The sequence below is a fragment of the Streptomyces sp. NPDC047002 genome (assembly GCF_040704505.1).
In the GTDB taxonomy this organism is placed as follows: Bacteria; Actinomycetota; Actinomycetes; order Streptomycetales; family Streptomycetaceae; genus Streptomyces.
The window spans coordinates 39,157-56,686 of sequence record NZ_JBEYWC010000044.1; the positions used below are offsets into that span (position 1 = coordinate 39,157).

At 73.7% G+C, this 17,530-nt stretch carries 16 protein-coding genes; 5 read left to right on the forward strand and 11 right to left on the reverse strand.

Going from position 1 to position 17,530, the window contains the following annotated elements; translation table 11 throughout:
- Nucleotides 1–77: 77 nt before the first annotated feature.
- Both AB0910_RS29080 and AB0910_RS29085 read left to right on the forward strand, forming a co-directional pair.
- The gene (locus AB0910_RS29080) at nucleotides 78–989 is read left to right on the forward strand and encodes an aminoglycoside phosphotransferase family protein (RefSeq protein WP_366747652.1); all 912 of its coding nucleotides are present in this window, start codon (nucleotides 78–80) and stop codon (nucleotides 987–989) included.
- A gap of 99 nt (nucleotides 990–1,088) precedes the next feature.
- Nucleotides 1,089–2,126 (forward strand): hypothetical protein, encoded by a 1,038-nt coding sequence (locus tag AB0910_RS29085; protein ID WP_366747633.1) that lies wholly within the window; start codon nucleotides 1,089–1,091, stop codon nucleotides 2,124–2,126.
- Here AB0910_RS29085 and AB0910_RS29090 read toward each other — a convergent pair.
- Nucleotides 2,084–3,079, reverse strand: coding sequence for an aldo/keto reductase (locus AB0910_RS29090; protein WP_366747634.1), 996 nt, complete (start codon nucleotides 3,077–3,079; stop codon nucleotides 2,084–2,086). The two genes, AB0910_RS29085 and AB0910_RS29090, sit on opposite strands and share 43 nt — an antisense overlap.
- Before the next feature lie 127 nt (nucleotides 3,080–3,206).
- Here AB0910_RS29090 and AB0910_RS29095 point away from each other — a divergent pair, with 127 nt between their 5' ends.
- The gene (locus AB0910_RS29095) at nucleotides 3,207–4,070 is read left to right on the forward strand and encodes a helix-turn-helix transcriptional regulator (RefSeq protein WP_366747635.1); all 864 of its coding nucleotides are present in this window, start codon (nucleotides 3,207–3,209) and stop codon (nucleotides 4,068–4,070) included.
- Nucleotides 4,071–4,121: 51 nt separating this feature from the next.
- On the opposite strand, the gene AB0910_RS29100 is transcribed toward AB0910_RS29095, so the two are convergent.
- The 9 genes from AB0910_RS29100 to AB0910_RS29140 all read right to left on the reverse strand — a co-directional run bounded on the left by AB0910_RS29100 (nucleotide 4,122) and on the right by AB0910_RS29140 (nucleotide 13,199).
- Nucleotides 4,122–4,622 (reverse strand): 3-isopropylmalate dehydratase, encoded by a 501-nt coding sequence (locus AB0910_RS29100; protein WP_366747636.1) that lies wholly within the window; start codon nucleotides 4,620–4,622, stop codon nucleotides 4,122–4,124.
- Nucleotides 4,619–5,896: an aconitase family protein gene (locus tag AB0910_RS29105; protein ID WP_366747637.1), complete on the reverse strand. Its 1,278-nt coding sequence runs from the start codon at nucleotides 5,894–5,896 to the stop codon at nucleotides 4,619–4,621. The genes AB0910_RS29100 and AB0910_RS29105 overlap by 4 nt, the downstream gene beginning before the upstream one ends.
- The gene (locus tag AB0910_RS29110) at nucleotides 5,893–7,176 is read right to left on the reverse strand and encodes an aconitase/3-isopropylmalate dehydratase large subunit family protein (protein ID WP_366747638.1); all 1,284 of its coding nucleotides are present in this window, start codon (nucleotides 7,174–7,176) and stop codon (nucleotides 5,893–5,895) included. Before AB0910_RS29110 ends, AB0910_RS29105 begins: the two co-directional genes overlap by 4 nt.
- Nucleotides 7,173–7,748, reverse strand: a complete 576-nt coding sequence (gene leuD / locus AB0910_RS29115) for a 3-isopropylmalate dehydratase small subunit (protein ID WP_366747639.1) — start codon at nucleotides 7,746–7,748, stop codon at nucleotides 7,173–7,175. Before leuD ends, AB0910_RS29110 begins: the two co-directional genes overlap by 4 nt.
- 101 nt (nucleotides 7,749–7,849) lie before the next feature.
- Nucleotides 7,850–8,929, reverse strand: coding sequence for an ornithine cyclodeaminase family protein (locus tag AB0910_RS29120; RefSeq protein WP_366747640.1), 1,080 nt, complete (start codon nucleotides 8,927–8,929; stop codon nucleotides 7,850–7,852).
- The gene (locus AB0910_RS29125) at nucleotides 8,926–10,002 is read right to left on the reverse strand and encodes a hypothetical protein (RefSeq protein ID WP_366747641.1); all 1,077 of its coding nucleotides are present in this window, start codon (nucleotides 10,000–10,002) and stop codon (nucleotides 8,926–8,928) included. The genes AB0910_RS29120 and AB0910_RS29125 overlap by 4 nt, the downstream gene beginning before the upstream one ends.
- Complete coding sequence (locus tag AB0910_RS29130; protein ID WP_366747642.1) at nucleotides 9,999–11,198, reverse strand: Xaa-Pro peptidase family protein; 1,200 nt, start codon at nucleotides 11,196–11,198, stop codon at nucleotides 9,999–10,001. Before AB0910_RS29130 ends, AB0910_RS29125 begins: the two co-directional genes overlap by 4 nt.
- A gap of 2 nt (nucleotides 11,199–11,200) precedes the next feature.
- Nucleotides 11,201–12,691, reverse strand: coding sequence for an MFS transporter (locus AB0910_RS29135; protein ID WP_366747643.1), 1,491 nt, complete (start codon nucleotides 12,689–12,691; stop codon nucleotides 11,201–11,203).
- Between the two features lie 34 nt (nucleotides 12,692–12,725).
- On the reverse strand, nucleotides 12,726–13,199 hold the full coding sequence (locus AB0910_RS29140) for a winged helix DNA-binding protein (protein WP_366747644.1): 474 nt from the start codon (nucleotides 13,197–13,199) through the stop codon (nucleotides 12,726–12,728).
- Nucleotides 13,200–13,550: 351 nt separating this feature from the next.
- Here AB0910_RS29140 and recQ point away from each other — a divergent pair, with 351 nt between their 5' ends.
- Nucleotides 13,551–15,500, forward strand: a complete 1,950-nt coding sequence (recQ, locus tag AB0910_RS29145; RefSeq protein ID WP_366747653.1) for a DNA helicase RecQ — start codon at nucleotides 13,551–13,553, stop codon at nucleotides 15,498–15,500.
- A gap of 15 nt (nucleotides 15,501–15,515) precedes the next feature.
- Here the strand turns inward: recQ and AB0910_RS29150 are convergent, their stop codons facing one another.
- Complete coding sequence (locus tag AB0910_RS29150) at nucleotides 15,516–16,427, reverse strand: LysR family transcriptional regulator (RefSeq protein WP_366747645.1); 912 nt, start codon at nucleotides 16,425–16,427, stop codon at nucleotides 15,516–15,518.
- A 211-nt stretch (nucleotides 16,428–16,638) separates the two neighbouring features.
- On the opposite strand from AB0910_RS29150, the gene AB0910_RS29155 reads away from it, so the two are divergent.
- Nucleotides 16,639–17,382, forward strand: a complete 744-nt coding sequence (locus AB0910_RS29155; RefSeq protein WP_366747646.1) for an SDR family oxidoreductase — start codon at nucleotides 16,639–16,641, stop codon at nucleotides 17,380–17,382.
- Nucleotides 17,383–17,530 lie beyond the last annotated feature (148 nt).

The window sequence follows — 17,530 nt, forward strand, 5'->3', positions numbered from 1 at the left end:
GGTGGCACGCCGTGGACAGAGACGACAACGACGGCAGCGACGACGCGGGGGCCGTTCCGGCGTCGACGCTGGCCTGGGTGCGCGGGCAGCTGGACGCCGGCGAGCGGATCGTCGGGATCGAGGCGCTGCACGGCGGCATCACCGCCGAGGTGCGGCGGCTGACCGTCGGCACGCGGGGCGGCGGCTCCCGCCGCCTGGTGCTGCGCTCCTTCGTCGCCCCTTCCTCCCTTGAGCACGCCGAGGACTGGCTGAACAGGGAGGCCGGGGCGCTGACCGTGCTCGCGGGGGCCGACGTGCCGGCGCCCGGGCTGGTCGCGGCCGATCCGACCGCCGCGCGCTGCGCGTACCCGTCGCTCCTGATGACGCACCTGCCGGGGCGCACGGTCCTTGGCGACGAGGGGGTGGAGACGCGCGTCCCGCTGCTGGCACGTCAACTCGTGTCCATCCACGCGGTGCGCCCCGCCGAGCGGCCCCGCGGGTACACGGCGTTGACGACCCCCGACAGCGTCGTGGTCCCCGAGGGCGCGGACGCGGCGGTGTGGGCCGGGGCGGTCGACGTGATCCGCGAGTCCCCGCCGCCCTACGAAGGGCGGTTCCTGCACCGGGACTTCCAGCCCGGCAACGTGCTGTTCGGTGGGGCTGCCGGTGATCCGGCCGGTGCCGGGATCACCGGCGTCGTCGACTGGGCCGGGGCTTCCTGGGGCCCGGCGGACCTCGACGTGGCGCACTGCGCCACCGCGCTCGCGCTGCTGCACGGCCCGGCGTGGGGTCCGCGGTTCACCGCGGCGTACGAGGCGGCAGGCGGGGTGCCGGCCGCGGATGCGGGCGAGCGGCGGTACTGGCTGGTGCGGGACGCGCTGGCGTCCTCGGAGGAGGTACGCGAGGTGGCGCGGCCGTGGCGGGAGGCGGGCAGGACCGAGCTGACGGCGCGGGCCGTGGCGGAGCGGCTCGACGCCTATGTCACCGCCCTCATGGAGACACCGGGCTGATCCGGGGCGGTCACGGACGCCGGGCCCGCCCGGTGAACCAGGCGGCCGGGTGCCGCGTCCCCTCCGGGAGCGGGGCACGAACGCACGGAGGGGCCGCCCATGACGCGCAGCACGCAGCAGGACGACAGGACAGCAGGGGCGGCGGGGGTCAGGCCGCGGCGGCTGGCCGGCGCGGTCTGCGCCGTGCTGTGGCGGCACCGGGGCGCGCTGGCGCGCGCGGCCGTGCGGACGGCCGGCGGGTGCGGGGCCGCAGGGCTGCTGCTGACGGCCGCCGTCTTCGCGCTCTCCTGGCCCGTCTTCACGCACATGCGCAACCAGCGCGACTGGTACCGCCATGTCGAGGACCCGTATGTCCACGACTCCAGCGGGCTGGGGCTCGTCGCGGTCTGCACGCTGCCGCTGTTCCTGCTCCTCCTCGGGATCGGCAGCGCTTTGCTCCAGGGCGCGTGCTCGCGTGCGGCCTCTCCCGGGCAGGGCGGGGCGGACCGGCCGTGGCCGGTGGTCGCCGTGTACGCGCTGCGGGGCGCGGCCGTGTGGTCTCTGCCGGTGGTCGTCCACGCCGTGTCGCAGCGCTTCGCCGGCTACCAGCTCGACAGCCCCCAGCCCCTGCGGCCGGGCACGCTGCCGTTCACCCTCGTGCGGGACTCCCCCCTGGCGGCGCTGCTCGTCTCCGCGGTGCTGCGTCTCGCGTTCGCGCTCGCGCCGGCCGCCGCGGCGGCCGGGCTCGGCCCCGTGGGGGCGCTGCGCCGCTCCTGGTCGCTGACGTGGACGCGCGCCGGGTGGCCCCGCGTGCTCGCCCTCGCGCTGCCGCTCGCCGCGCTCACCGCGGGGGCGCTCCGGCTGGTCACCCAGCTCGCCCTGCCGCTGCGCCCCCTGGTGAGGAGCCTCGTCGAAGGGTCCACGGGCAACTTCTTCGCCGGCTACTACGCGGGCGTCCTCGCGCCCGTCGCCGTGGGCGTCCTCGCCACGGCGGCCCTGGCGCTCCCCCTCTCCTGCACGGCGTTCGCCGTCCTCCACGCCCGCCTGCGCCCTGTCCCCCGCGCCCGCCCGGGGCAGGGCGGGGGCGGCCGGCTGAGGCGGGCGCGGCGGTGCGCTCAGTTGCCGACGCCGAGGTCCCGCATGAAGGCGGACGGGTAGCGGTCGCCGCGGGCCGCCCCTGACGGCACGGCCTTCTCGATCTCGGCGAGGTCGTCGGCCGAGAGGGAGAGCTCCGCGGCCGGCAGCGCCTCGGCGAGCCGGTCGCGGGTGCGGGCGCCGACCAGGGGCACGATGTCGGCGCCCTGCGCGACCACCCAGGCGATCGCCAGCTGCGCGACGGTGCGGCCCTTCGCGTCCGCGACTTGGCGCAGCGCCTCCACGAGCGCGAGGTTGTGCTCGACGTTCTCCCCCGAGAAGCGCGGGCTCGCGGCACGTGCGTCGCCGGGGGCGGCCCGGTGTCCTGCCGACCAGTGGCCGGAGATGAGGCCGCGGCCGAGCACGCCGTACGCGGTCAGCCCGATGCCGAGCTCCCGCAGCGTGGGCAGCACCTCGGCCTCCACCGCGCGGGAGATCAGCGAGTACTCGATCTGGAGGTCGGCGACCGGGTGCACGGCGTGGGCCCTGCGTACGGTCTGCGCGTCGACCTCGGAGAGGCCGAGGTGGCGCACGTACCCCGCGTCGATCAGCTCCTTGACCGCCCCCACGGTCTCCTCGACGGGCACGTCGGGGTCGAGCCTGGCGGGGCGGTAGATGTCGACGTGGTCGGTGCCGAGCCGGGTCAGCGAGTGGGCGAGGAAGTTCTTCACCGCCGCCGGCCGGCCGTCGTAGCCGCCGAACTCGGGGCCGGGGCCCCTGAGCATGCCGAACTTCACGCTCAGCCGGTAGCCGTCCCTGTCCCGGCCGCGCAGGGCCTCGGCGAGCAGCAGCTCGTTGTGGCCCATGGCGTAGAAGTCGGCCGTGTCGATCAGGGTGACGCCCGCGTCGAGCGCGGCGTGCACGGTGGCGATGCTCTCCGCACGGTCGGCCTCGCCGTAGGCGCCCGACATGCTCATCGCGCCGAGGCCGAGGGTGGAGACCGCAGGTCCTGTGCTGCCGAGGGTTCGCTTCTGCATGGCGTGCTCCTTCGTCGTGGGTCCGGTGTCCACCCTGGGCCCGCGCGCTCCCCGGCGGGAGCGGAGCGTTCATCATGGGAGAGCCGCTCCCTGGCCGGGCCGCCGCGTGCGAGGGACCATGGAAGGCATGCAACGCGACCAGCTCGCCGACTTCCTGCGCCGCCGCCGCGAGGCGCTGCGCCCGGCCGAGGCCGGCGTCCCCGAGGGGCCGCGGCGCCGCACGGCCGGCCTGCGCAGGGAGGAGGTGGCGATGCTCGCGGGGATGTCCGTGGACTATGTCGTACGCCTCGAACAGGGCCGCAGCAGCCGGCCCTCGGTGCAGCTGCTGGGCGCGCTCGCGCGGGCGCTGCGGCTGTCCGACGACGAGCGCGACCACCTGTTCCACCTGGCGGGGCACCGGCCGCCGCCCGCTGACGGGACGGCGCGGCTGGCCAGGGCCGGTCTTGTGCGCATGCTCGACCTGCTCGGGGACACCCCGGCGATGGTCCTCTCCGACCTGGGCGAGGTGCTCGCCCAGAACCGGGCGTCCGTGCTGCTCACCGGGGACCTCACCCGCTACTCGGGCGACCGGCGCTATGTCGTCTACCGCTGGTTCACCGACCCGGGGGAGCGCGCGGCGGCCGTCGCGGAGGAGGCGGAGCTGCACGCCCGCCACCTCGTGGCCGACCTGCGCGCCGCCGCGGGGCGTCGGCCCGGCGACCCCGTGGTCGCCTCTCTCGTGGCCGGGCTGCGGACGGAGAGCGCCGATTTCCGCCGGCTGTGGGCCGAGCACGAGGTGGCGGTCAGGCGCGCCGACCGCAAGACCTTCGACCATCCGCGCGTGGGCCGACTGGTGATGGACTGCGAGACCCTCGTCACGCCCGACCTCGGCCAGCAGCTGCTGGTGCTCACGCCCGGGGACGCCGAGACCCGTGAGCGGCTCGACCTGCTGCGGGTCGTCGGCACGCAGGAGTTCCCCGGCGGCGGCTCCGAGGACGCGCGGGCCGGGTGAGAGCGGGCGGGCGCAGGACCGCTCCTGCCGGTCCCGCGCCCGCCTGCGGCCTCACCCCCGAAACAGCTCGCTGTGCTCGCGGGCCAGGGCGATCAGACCGCCCGCTTCGAGCATGTTCATGAGGAACGGGTCGGCGGGGGCACCGGAGCGGGTGGCGCCGGTCGCCGGGTCGGTCACGGTGCCGGCGGCGAGGTCCACGCGCAGCCGGTCGCCCGCGGTGACGATCTCCTTGATGCCGGGCACCTCGATCGCGGGCAGGCCCACCTCGAAGCAGTTGCGGTAGAAGGTGCGCGCGAAGCTCTCCGCCACCACGCAGCCGATGCCGGTGGCCCGCAGCGCCTTGGTCGCGATGGCCCGCCCGGAGGACTGGCCGAAGTGGCGGCCCGCGACGACAATGTCACCGGGAGCGACGCGCAGCGGGAACTCCGGGTCCAGGTCCTCCAGCACGTGCTTCGCCATCACGTCCAGAGGCTCGAAGACATACCGCGACTTCACCAGCCGGTCGGTGGGGATGTTGTCGCCGAACGTCCAGGAACGGCCTTCGAAGATCATGACGCGCCTCCCGCGGTCACGGCACCGGCCGGCGCGGCGATCTCGCCCGCGGCCGCGGAGGCCGCGACCGTCTCGGCCGAGGCCAGGAACATCGAGGCCTCGCTGCTGCCGTTGCGGCCGGGGAAGTTGCGCGCGTGCGTGGAGATCATCGCCTCGCCCGCGGCCATCGCGCCCATGTTGATGGCCTGGTTGGAGCCCGTGCTCGGCGGGAACCAGGTGGCGCCCGCCTCGTGCAGGTCGAGCACCAGGCCCTCGCGCACCGCCTCGGTGAACACCTCGCGGCTGCTCGGCACGATGTTGAGCCGGGTGCGGGGGTGGACCCTGCGGCCGCGCAGGACCGCGGCGGCCGCCCTGATGTCCTCGATCCTGCCGCCGCCGTGGCCGCCGAGCTCCGCGTACTGCACCGGGTGGCCGGCCGCCTCGGTGACGGCGCGGGTGTTGCCCACGGTGGGCGGGCAGGCGACCTGCGGCACGACGTCGCCCACGTCGTAGCGCAGCACGCTCGCGGCCTCCCCGCCTGCGCCGTCGCCCTTGGCGACCTCCTCGGGCAGGCCGCCGGGCAGGGTGCGTACGAACGCCTCGGTGACCTCGTCGGGTTCGACGTAGCTGCACTTGGCGCCGAGGTCCACACAGAGCAGCGGGAACAGCCAGCGGTCCCAGAAGCCCAGCTGCTTGACGTAGGGGCCGGTGAATTCGAGGGCCTTGTAGTTCATCTCGCCCTCGCCGATCCGCGCTGTCAGCCAGAGCGCCACGTCGCGCGGCGAGGTCCCGGGGCGCGGCAGGCCGTGCAGTTCGATCCGCACGGTCTCCGGGACGCGGAACCAGGCCCTGCTGTACGGCAGTACGGTGCCCGCGTGCGAGTCGTTGCCGAGGGCCACGGCGAGGGCGCCGAGCGCGCCGTGCACGGGGGTGTGGCTGTCGGAGCCCACCACGATCATGCCCGGCTTGACGAACCCGCCGCGCACGGCCGCGTGGTGGAGGTTGCCGCTGCCGCAGTCGAGCAGGTTGATCTTCTTGCGCCTTGCCCACTCGCGGTTGAACTTCAGTACGCCCGCCTGCTGTTCTGTGGGCGGCGAGAAGTGGTGGTCGAAGACCATCAGGGCGCGCTCGGGGTGCGGGATGGGCAGGTCGACCTTCTCGTCGTAGACGCCCGCCGTCAGATAGCCGCTCAGGTCGTGCATGAGCAGCCGGTCCACCTCGGCGATGACGATCTCGCCCGGCTCGACGGACTTCCGGCCGCTCGCCCGGGCGAGGATCTTCTCGACCAGGTTCACTTCAGCACCTCCCGCGGGTCGGTGATGACGCCGGTGAGCGCGGAGGCCGCCGCGGTCGCCGGGCTGCTGAGGTAGATGCTCGACTGGTAACTGCCCATGCGGCCCTGGAAGTTGCGGTTGGCCGTGGAGAGGGTGGCCTCGCCGTCCGCCATCGCGCCGCCGTTGCCGGCGCAGGCCCCGCAGCCCGCGTTGGTGATCATCGCGCCCGCCTCGATCAGGGTGGCGAGCACGCCGCTGCGGGACGCCTTCGCCATCACGGCGCGGGACGCGGGCGTCACCACGAGACGCACCCCGTGGGCCACCTTGCGGCCGGCCAGCACGCCCGCGGCGATCTCCAGGTCGTCGTACTTGGCGTTGGCGCAGGAGCCGATGAACACCTGGTCGAGCCGGGTGCCGCTGACCTCGGTGACGTCGACGACGTTGTCGACGGCGTGCGGGACGGCGATCTTCGGGGCGAGGGCGGAGCCGTCCATCCGCACGGTGTCGCGGTAGACGGCGCCCTCGTCGGGCAGCAGCACCTCGTAGCCGTCGGCGCCGACGCCCGCCTCGTCGTGCAGATAGGCGCGGGTGGTGGCGTCGGGGGCCACGTAGGCGTTCTTGGCGCCCATCTCCATCGCGAGGTTGCAGAACGTCATGCGCTCGGAGACGGACCGGGACGTCACGTACGAGCCGCTGAACTCGGCCGAGCAGTAGGTGAGTCCGTCCGCGCCGAGGTCGCCGATGAGGGCGAGCATCACGTCCTTGGCGTAGCTGCCGGCCGGCAGGTCGCCCTCGATCTCGATGCGGACGGACTCGGGCACCTTCACCCAGAGCCTGCCCGTCACCCAGGCGGCGGTGATCTCGCTGAAGCCGACGCCGGTGCCGAACGCGCCGAGTGCGCCGTAGATGGTGGAGTGCGAGTCGGTGCCGATCACGAACTGGCCCGGCCTGATGACGCCGTGCTCCATCAGCACGATGTGCGCGATGCCCGCGTCCACGTCGTAGAAGTGCTTGACGCCCATCCGGTCGGCGAACTCGCGGCACAGCCGGTGGTCGGCCGCCGTCTTGGCGTTCATCGCCGGGGAGATGTGGTCCATCACCATGGCGATGCGGTCCGGGTCGTAGAGGGTGTCGACGCCCATGCGCTCCAGGGTGCGGATGCACCGCCAGCTCGCGGTGTGGCTCATGCACACGTCGGGGTAGGCGTCGACGATCTGCCCGGGCACCAGGCCCTCCTCGCCCGATGCCCGCTCGATCGCCTTCTGTGCGAAGGTCCTCGGCGCCGCGGTGGCCGTGCTCATCGTGCACCTGCCTTGCTGTCGTCGGACGCGCTCGCCGCGGGACCCTGTGCGGTCCGCTCGAACTCGCGCATCAGGTGGGGGATCAGGCCGCCGTCGGCGAGGATGTCCTTGAGGCCCTGTGGGTACGGCGCGAAGCGGAAGGTCTGCCCCGCCGTCTCGACGGTGCCGCTGTCGTAGTCGACCCACATCTCGCCCTCGCCGCCCGCTGCCGTGAGCGCGGCGACGGCATCGGGGCACTCGACCGCGACGAGGCCGGTGTTGATGGCGTTGCGGAAGAAGACGCGGGAGAAGGAGGCGGCGACGACGGCCTGGACGCCGGCGCCGAGCAGGCAGGTCGCTGCCTGCTCGCGGGCGCTGCCGCAGCCGAAGTTGCGGCCCGCCACCACGATCCGTGAGGCGCGCAGGCGGCGCTGCACCTCGGGGCCGAGCGGTTCGAAGGCGTGCTCGGCGAGTTCCGCCGGGTCGATGCTGACGAGGTAGCGGCCGGGGATGATGACGTCGGTGTTGACGCTCTCCCCGAAGGTGATCGTGGCGCCCCCGATGCGGTGGGCGTCTTCGGTGTCGGTGGTCATGGTGTCGCGGGTCCTCTTCCTGTCGTCCTTGGCCGCCCGGCGCCTGCGCGCCCCGGCCGCCGCCGCGTGCGGGGCGGCGGCCGGGGGCGCGGCCCGCCGGGTCAGGGGCTGGTCTCTTCGAGGAGCCACTCGGTGGGGACCTGGTGTCCGAGGCCGCGCTCCTCCGCCAGGCTCAGCGCCCGGGCGCAGACCGCGGCGAACTGGACGCCCATGCCGGTGTTGTTGGCGAAGACGGTGATGTCGTCGGGCGAGGTGCGGCCCGGTGCGTCGCCGAGCAGCAGTTCGCCGAGCTCGCGGATGTCGTCGAAGGTGAGGCGGCCGCGTTCGACGGGGCCGAGGATGTCGTACTGCTTGTCGTGGTGCACCTGTTCGCGGGAGAGCACGGTGATGCGGTCTGCCCGGTCGAAGGTGGTGTCGTCGAGTTCCCGCCGGGTGGCGGTGCCGTCGGGCGAGGTGATCGCGGTGACATGGGTACCGGGTTCGAGCCAGGCGCCGTCGAAGCAGGGGTCCATGGCGGCGGTGGCGCAGGTGACGATCTGGCAGCCGCTGACCGCGTCCCGCGGGTCGGAGACGGCGACGACGCGGCGGCCGGTGCGCTCGCTCCAGTCGGCGGCGAACTTCTCGCGGTGCTCGGGCGTCGGGCTGTAGACCCGTACCTCCTCGATCTTCGGCCGGACCAGCAGCAGCGTCTCCAGGTGGGCCTCCGCCTGCCAGCCGGAGCCGAACATCCCGGCCACCGTGGCGTCCTCGCGGGCCAGTTCGCGGATGCCGAGCGCGGAGGTCGCGCCGACGCGCATCTTCTGCACGAAGCTGTCGTGCAGGATGGCGAGAGGTTCGAGGGTGGTGAGGCTGTAGAGCGTCACGAGGCCCACGTACCGTCCACCGGGCGCCGCGGGGATCAGCCTGCGCCGCTGCACCCCGCTCGGCAGGGTCTCGACGCCCGCCATGTCGGAGGTGATGCGCAGCGCCCACACGCCGCTCGACACGTTGCCGCCCTCCTGCGACTTGAAGCGGAAGCCGAAGCCGGGCCAGCGGTCGTCCTTGACCGGGAAGTACGTGTGGTTGCGCGGCCGGTTGGCGCCCCGGCCCGCGGACAGCTCGCGGTAGGCGGTCTCCAGGGTGTCGAGGCACTCGCGCGCGGTCAGCACCTGCTCGATGTCGCCGTTGGTCAGGATCCTCACTCCGCCGCCTCCTCGTGTGCGCCGCCGGTCAGGCGCTCTGCGCGGCCGCCCGTGACGAACACGGTGTCCGCGAGCGCGGCGTATCCGCCGGACTCGAAGAGGACGTCCACGGACACGGCGACGACGGACCCTGCGGCCAGCGGCCCGCCCGCCGCCGGCCCGCGGTACTCGCCGCCCGAGGCAAGGTCTGCCTGGTCGACCAGGCGCACCCTGGGGTCGGCGCCCGCGGGCAGCCCCGCGAGGGCGGGGGCGGCGGCCGCGGCCACGTCGGCGGCCGTGGCGCCCGCGGTGGCCGCGGCGACCGCCCCGTCCAGCGCCTCGGTGAGCGCGCGGGTCCAGGGGGCGCGGCCCGCGAGGCGCGCCGCACGCAGCCAGCCGGTCCTGAACTGGCCGGTGACCTCCACGCCCGTGACGCCGTCCGGCGCTGCCGGGGTGGCGACCTGCACGTCGAGGAAGCCGGCGCCGCGCACGACGCGCTCCACGACGGCCGTGCGGGCGAGTGCCCCGAGGCCGTCGGCGGTGGCCTCACGCGCGGCCCGCGCCACGACCTCGCCGCCGCGCCGCAGCAGCGCGAGTTCGGCGTCGGAGACCACGGCGCGCTCCTCGCGCACCAGCCCTGGCAGCTCCCGCACCCGCACCCCGGGCAGCGCCGCGCGTATCTCCGCGACGACGGAGGCGGGCCACAGCGGTGCGTCGACAAGGCCCACGGCGGCCGCGGGACGCCCGTCGAGCAGCGCGGCGACGAGGGCGCCGAAGCTCTTGCCGCTCTCGATGCGCTCCACGGTCGAGACGCGCCGCATCCACGGGTGGACGCGCGGCGACAGCTTCGTCAGGAAGACGGGCGCGCCGGAGCCGAGGACGGCGTCGGTCGCCGGCAGCGCGAGCACGCCCTCGTTCCAGTAGATGCAGAGGTTCGTCAGGTACGCGATGTCGTCGGACGCGAACACGTCCCCGTACACGAGGGCGAGGTCGACGCCCTCGTCGGCGGCCCTGCGGCGCACCCGCTCGGTGCGCCCGCGCCACTCGTCGCGCGAGACCTCTTCGGGATCGAGTAGAACAAGTCCGCGTTTCACGCCGCGGCCCCCTTCGTGCCCTTGTCGGAGTGGAACAGCCTGCGCTCGGTGGGGATCAGCACTTCGCAGCCGTCCTGCGTGACCCGCACCGGGTCGCCGAGTACGTGGTAACCGGCCAGCGGCGTATAGGTGTTGGGGTGGATGATGAAGACCGCGTTCTGCGGCAGGACGGTCTCGTTGCCCTCGATGATCGGGGTCTCGTCCAGGTGCAGGCCGTGGCCGTGGCCGCGGACCCTGGTGTACTGGCTGGTGCAGTACTCGCCGTAGCCGCGGGCGCGGAACACGTCGTTCTGCGCCTTCGCCACGTCGTGCGCGGTGACCCCCGGCCGCACGGCCGCCATGCCCGCCTCGACAGCCTCGTTGAACAGGTCGAACGAGGCGCGCTGGCCGTCGCTCGGCTCGCCGACCACCGCTGAGCGGCAGATCTGGAGCCAGTAGCCGTCCATCTGCGGGGTGAGTTCGGTGCGCACCATGTCGCCGGCCGCCAGGACGCGCGGGGTGGGCGCCGTCATGCCGCGCACCTCGTCACCGCCCGACGCGATCAGCATGAAGTTGTCCTCGGCGCCGAGGAGTTTGATGCGCGCCTCGACCTCGGCGACGATCCGGTACTCGGGCAGCCCCGGTTCGAGCACGTCGACGAACGCCTCCCAGCCGGCCGCGCAGACGGCGGCGCTGCGGCGCATCCTGGCCAGCTCCCAGTCGCTCTTGACGAGGCGCACCCCATCCATCAGGCCCGTCGCAGAGACGAGTTCGGCGCCGGGGAGCGCCGTGTGCAGCGCGTCGGCGAGCACGGTGGGCAGCAGTTCGAGATGGGCGACGCCGACCCGCTTCGGAGCCAGCCCGTGCAGCCGCTCGACCAGGGGCGCCGGGTCCCACACGTCCAGTTCGAGCGCCTCGTCGACCCAGCCGCCGCGGGCGAGTTCCGGCAGGTCGGCGCGGCGGGTGGTGAAGGCGCTGACCGCTCCCGCTGCGGGGAACAGGACGAGCGAGGAGCTGCCGGCCACGCGCGTGTCGGTGAAGTACCGCACGTTCTCCCGCCGCCAGCCGGGGCCGTAGGCGAGGAGCGCGTCGAGGCCTTCATCCGCCATCGCGGCCCTGACCTTGGTGTGCCGGAGCGTGCGCTCGGCGGCGTCTTGTGCGGGGCTGCCAGTGCCGGGGGCCGGAGCTGCGGTCCGTGTGTCGCTGACCGTGGCCATCTTCACCTGCCTGTCTCTCGGTCGTACGGTGCGGTGAGTTCGGTGGCGTGCGCCACCCGGGGTGCGGGCGCCGTTTCCGCGGGGCCGTCCTGGGCGCGCCGCGTGCCCGCCGTCATGAGGTCGGTGATCTGCTCGATGGTCTTCTTGTTGGTCTCGAAGGTCGCGAGGAGTCCGGAGGCCCCGGCGAGTGCCGAGATGACGGCGAACAGGACGAAGAAGAGGTAGCTGGACGAGTGCAGGGCGAGCACCCAGCCGATCACGGTGGGGATGACGAGGCCGCCGACCTTCTGCCAGGCGGCCGCCCAGCCGAGCCCGGTGGCCCGGTTGAAGGTCGGGTAGAGCTCGCTCGCGTAGACGAAGAGGGTGCTGCCGGCGAATCCGCTGCCGAAGAAGGTCGCGAAGCAGCCGAGGACCACGACGGACACGGTGGTCCCGGCGCTGCCCCACCACAGGCAGAACGCACCGCTCAGCAGGAAGGAGACGCCGATGGTGATCCTGCGTCCCACGCGTTTGACGGTGTATCCGGCGATGAGCGCGCCGAGCACGCCCGCCGCGGTGATGACGGCGGTGTACGTGAGGCTGCCGAGGAGCCCGATCCCCTTCTTCTCCAGGACGGACGGCAGCCAGGTGGAGAGCCCGTAGAGGAAGGCGCCCGCGCACAGCTCCATCAGCCACAGCGACACCGTGAAGCGCAGGTACCGGCCGGAGAGCAGCAGCCGCACGGAGCCCGCGGCGCCGCTGCCGCCGTCCGCCGGGGCCTCGCGCTGCGGCGGGGCGTGCGGCGCCACGGGTCCCGCGGTCTCGGCGCCGCGGGTCAGCGCGAGGACGACGCTTCGCGCGTCCGCGTCGCGCCGCTTGCGCAGCAGGTAGCGCACCGACTCGGGGAGGGCGAGCGCGACCGCCGCGCTCACCAGGACCGGTGCGACCCCGATCACGAACATGGCGCGCCAGCCGAGGGACGGCACCACCGCCGCGCCCACCACGCCGGCAACCGGCAGGCCGATGAGCCAGGCGCCGGTGGCCATGGTGACGAGCGGTGCCCGCAGCCGTGAGGGCACGAATTCGGTGATGTAAGGAAGGACGACGGCGATCTCGGCGCCGAGGCCGATCCCCTGGAGGAAGCGGGCCGCCATGAGCGACGGATAGTCCCAGGAGAGAGCCGCGAGCAGCGAGAAACCGGCGAACACCAACAGGCAGGCGGCGAGCGGGAATTTACGGCCGAGCCGGTCGGACACCACGCCCGCGACCGCCGCGCCGACGAGCATGCCGAGAAAGAGCACGGAGCTGAGATATCCGGCCTGTTTGGTGCTGAGATGGAATGCGGGAATCACCGCGGGCAGGACGACGCCCGTCGTGTTGATGACGAATCCGTCGAGGAAGTGTCCGGCGAGCACGGTTCCGTAGAGCATGCAGTGCCGCCGGGTGAAAGGCGCGTTGTCCAGCGTGGTCAGCAGTCGGGAAGGACTGCCGGCGGTCTCGGGTTCATGGAGCACGAACGATGCCACCTCCTTGTGGCCGAGTCCCCCGTTATCGGTCGTCCAGATCCCCCTGGACCTCGGTGTACACCTGCTGAAGTGCCGGCAGGACCTGGTCCTGGAGCTGCTGCGGCATATGGACGGTCAGTTCCGAAGTGAACTTGTCCAGGGCCCTGTTGCCCGCTTCGAGCGCGGTGCGTCCGGCCGGGGTGAGGGTCAGGCGCATGGTGCGGCGGCTCGTCTCCGAGGCGGCGCGGGAGAGCAGTCCCTGCGTCACGAGTTTGTCGACGCTCTCCGACATCGTGGAGAGATTCCGCCGGGCGAGTTTCGACAGCGCGGTCAGCGATGTGTGCCCGTTGTCGACCCTGGAGAGGATGCGGAACTGCCTGATCGTGAGCGGCTGCGGCAGCCCGGCCAGGATCTCCGTCTGCAATCGGGTCAGGCGCCCGCCGAGCGCGAGCAGAACCTCGCCCAAGGTGTCGCCGGGACCCGGTGAGTCGTCGGGGGGATTTCCCTTTACGGTCACTTAGGTCTCCGTACTGTCCGGTGCCCGAAGTATCTGTGGAAGGAAGCTACGCCCGGCTCCGCCGGAGGGACAAGAGGTCGTTCCGGAGAAAATTCCACGGACCCTCGATACGGGGTCGGCGCGGGTGCGGGCGGCGGGCGACACGGGCGCGGCCGGTGATCGGGGCGGGTGCGGCGCGGGGTGCGGCAGCGGGGTCGTCCGCCGGTGTCGTACCCCGCCCCTAGACTCGGGCCCGTGAGCGCTCCAGAGTTCGAGACCCCCCTTATCGACCAGGACCACGCGGCGGACGGCACCGCAGGCGAGGGCGCAGGGCACGTCGCCGCAGAGGCGGCGCGCGGCGGCGCCCTCGACGTGCTGCACCGGGTCTTCGGGTACGACGCATTCCGCGGCAGCCAGCAGGAGATCATCGACCACGTGGTGGCCGGTGGGGACGCCCTGGTGCTCATGCCCACCGGCGGCGGCAAGTCGCTGTGCTATCAGATCCCCGCCCTGGTGCGCCGGGGCACGGGCGTCGTCGTGTCGCCGCTGATCGCCCTCATGCAGGACCAGGTGGACGCGCTGCGCGCGCTCGGCGTGCGGGCCGGCTTCCTCAACTCCACCCAGGACCTGGACGAGCGCAGGCTGGTGGAGGCCGAGTTCCTCGCGGGCGAGCTGGACCTGCTCTACCTCGCGCCCGAGCGGCTGCGCGTCGAGTCGACGGTGCGGCTGCTGGAGCGCGGCACCGTCTCCCTGTTCGCGATCGACGAGGCGCACTGCGTCGCGCAGTGGGGCCACGACTTCCGCCCCGACTACCTGGCGCTGTCCGCGCTCCACGAGCGGTGGCCCGACGTGCCGCGCATCGCGCTGACCGCGACGGCGACGGAGGCCACGCACGCGGAGATCGCCTCCCGGTTGAAGCTCCAGGACGCGCGGCACTTCGTGGCGAGCTTCGACCGGCCGAACATCCAGTACCGGATCGCCCCGAAGAACGAGCCGCGCCGCCAGCTCCTCCAGCTGCTGCGGTCGGAGCACGAGGGCGACGCGGGCATCGTGTACTGCCTTTCGCGGTCCTCGGTCGAGAAGACCGCGGAGTTCCTCGTGAAGAACGGCGTGCGGGCGCTGCCGTACCACGCGGGCCTCGACGCGCGGGTGCGCCAGGAGAACCAGGCGCGCTTCCTGCGCGAGGACGGCCTCGTCATGGTCGCGACGATCGCGTTCGGCATGGGCATCGACAAGCCGGACGTGCGGTTCGTGGCCCATCTCGACCTGCCGAAGTCGGTGGAGGGCTACTACCAGGAGACCGGGCGCGCCGGGCGTGACGGCCTGCCGTCCACGGCGTGGCTCGCCTACGGCTACCAGGACGTCGTGCAGCAGCGGAAGATGATCGACACCTCGGAGGGCGACGCCGCGCACCGGCGGCGGCTCGCGGAGCACGTCGACGCGATGCTCGCGCTGTGCGAGACGGTCGAGTGCCGCAGGGTGCGGCTGCTCGACTACTTCGGGCAGAAGAGCGAGGCCTGCGGCAACTGCGACACGTGCCTGTCGCCGCCCGCCTCCTGGGACGGCACGGTCCCCGCGCAGAAGCTGCTGTCGACGGTGGTGCGGCTCAAGCGCGAGCGCAACCAGAAGTTCGGGGTGGGCCAGGCCGTGGACATCCTGCTGGGCAGGAAGACGGCGAAGGTCATCCAGTTCGACCACGACGGACTCAGCGTCTTCGGCATCGGCGCGGACCTCACGGACGCCCAGTGGCGCAGCGTCGCGCGGCAGTTGCTCTCGCAGGGGCTGCTCGCGGTCGAGGGCGAGTACAGCACGCTCGTGCTGACGCCCGAGAGCTCCGAGGTGCTCGGCGGGCAGCGCACGGTGACGCTCCGCAAGGAGCCTGAGCGGGCGGCCAAGGCCGGCCGCTCCGGCGGGGGTTCCGGCTCGGGCGGGCGCGGTCGCGCCGCAGCGGTGGACCTGCCGCAGGAGGCGGCCGAGGTGTTCGAGACGCTGCGCGCCTGGCGCGCAGCGACAGCGAAGGAGCAGGGCGTCCCGGCGTATGTGATCTTCCACGATGCGACGCTGCGGGAGATCGCGCTGGCGAAGCCGTCGACGCTGGGCGCGCTGAGCGGTATCAACGGTGTGGGTGAGAACAAGCTGGCCAAGTACGGCCAGTCGATCCTCGACACGCTCGGCGCCGACGGGGGCCCGGGGCCCTCGTCCGCTCCCCCCGCGGGCGGCCCGCCGCTCGACGAGGACCCGTTCCCCGACGACCTGCCCGAGGACCCCTTCCCCGACGAGGCGTTCCCCGACGACGACCCGTTCCCCGACGACCGGGCCTGAGCGCCCCCGCCGGGGTCAGCGGGGCCCGGGCCCCGCGGGGTCGGCGAGGTACGTCCCGGCGATCTCGCGGAACGCCGCGACCAGGGGCGTGCGGTCCCCCGCGCGGGTGGCGAGGACGACGCGGCTCGGCTCCGCCCCTTCGAGGGGCACAGCGGTCAGGCCCGGCCGCATCCGGTCGAGGTGCTCGCCGGCCGGGACGATGGCCACGGCCTCCCCCGCGGCGACGGCCTCGGTCTTGTCCTCCAGGGCCTCGACGAGCGGGCCGCCGGGCGCGGGGCGGCCGTCGGGCCGCGGATCGATGCGCCAGAAGGCGTCCAGATACGGATCGGTGCTGCGCGGGAGCGGCTCGTCCGCGATGTCGTCGAGGGTGACGGACGCCCGCCCGGCGAGCCGGTGGCCGGAGGCGACCACCAGGACGCGGGCCTCCTCGCGGAGCACGGTCAGGCTCAGCCCCTCGGGGCGCAGCGGCAGCCGGGCCACGGCGGCGTCCACCCGGTGGCCGAGCAGGGCGTCGCGCGTGGCGTCCCACCGCAGGTGCAGCGTGTGCACGCAGGCGTCGGGACGGCGGCGGCGCAGCTCGCCCACCGCGTCCGTGACCACGAGGTTCGTGGTGTATCCGATGGTGATGCCGGTGGGCAGGGCGGCGGCCCTGGTCCGCGCGACGGCCGTCGCGCCGTGCCGCAGCAGCTCGCGGGCGAGCGGCAGGAAGGCATCCCCTGCCGCGGTGAGCGTCGTGCCGCGCGGCGAGCGGTCGAACAGCCGACAGGCGAGCTGCCGTTCGAGGCGGCGGATCTGCCGGCTCAGCGCGGGCTGGGTGAGGTGGAGCGCGTCGGCGGCACGGCCGAAGTGGCGGTGCTCGGCGACGACGGTGAAGCAGTGCACCAGCCGCAGGTCGAGGTCCACCGGGTCGGGCGACGGGTCGGGCATGCCGGAAGCCTAACCGCGGCGCTGCTGGTCCGCGCCGCCCTGCGACGGCGGTGACGTGGGGTGATGCGCGATCCGCATCGCGGGATACGGAAGTTTCATTGGCGCGGTGACGGCCGGGGCGGCCACCGTGGGAGCAGTCGGCGCGCCCCGCCCGGGCGCGCCGTCTCCCCTGTCCCCCGATGGGCGCCTCGCGCCGCCGAACGGAGCCACCATGTCCTCACCCGCCGTCCTGATCACCGGGGGAACCAGCGGAATCGGCCGGGCCACGGCCGAGGTGCTGCACGAGCGCGGACACCGGGTGATGGTCACCGGCAGCACCCCCGCGAGTGTCGCGGCCGCGGCCGACGCGCTCCCTGGGGACGTCGTCGTCCTGCGGGCCGACGCGCGCTCCCTCGCGGACGCCGACCGGGTCGCCGAGGAGGCGGGGGCGCGCTTCGGCTCGCTCGACGCCGTGTTCCTCAACGCCGGGGTCACCCGCGCCGCACCGGTCGCGGAGTTCGACGAGGCAGCCTGGGACGACCTGTTCCGCACCAACGCGAAGGGGCAGTTCTTCACCCTGCAGAAGGTCCTGCCGCTGCTCGCCGACGGCGCGTCGGTGGTCTTCACCGTCGGCGTCGGCGCGACCAGCGGCATCGTGGGCGGCAGCGTCACGGCCGCGAGCAAGGGCGCGCTCCTCGCCATGGTCCCCTCGCTCGCCCTGGAACTCGCGCCGCGGCGCATCCGGGTCAACGCCGTGAGCCCCGGGGCCGTCGAGACGCCGATCTGGTCCAAGACGGGCCTGCCGCCCGAGGCGCTCGCCCGGGTCACCGAGGCCGCGGCGGAACGCATCCCGTTCGGCAGGTTCGGCACCGCGCGCGAGGTCGCCGAGGTGGTCGCGTTCCTCGTCTCGGACGCCGCCGCCTATGTCACCGGCCAGAACATCGTGGTCGCGGGAGGGAGCGGCCTGGCCGCGTGACACCATGCACGCCGCAGGGTCCGAGCGCCGTGCGACGGGCCCGGCCCGCGAGGCGCGAGGGGTGGGACGGCGGCTGGCGGCGCGCCGGAACGCCCGTGCTGACGCTGTCCCGTGCGCCGCTCGCGGTCAGCGACGGCCTGGTGTTCCG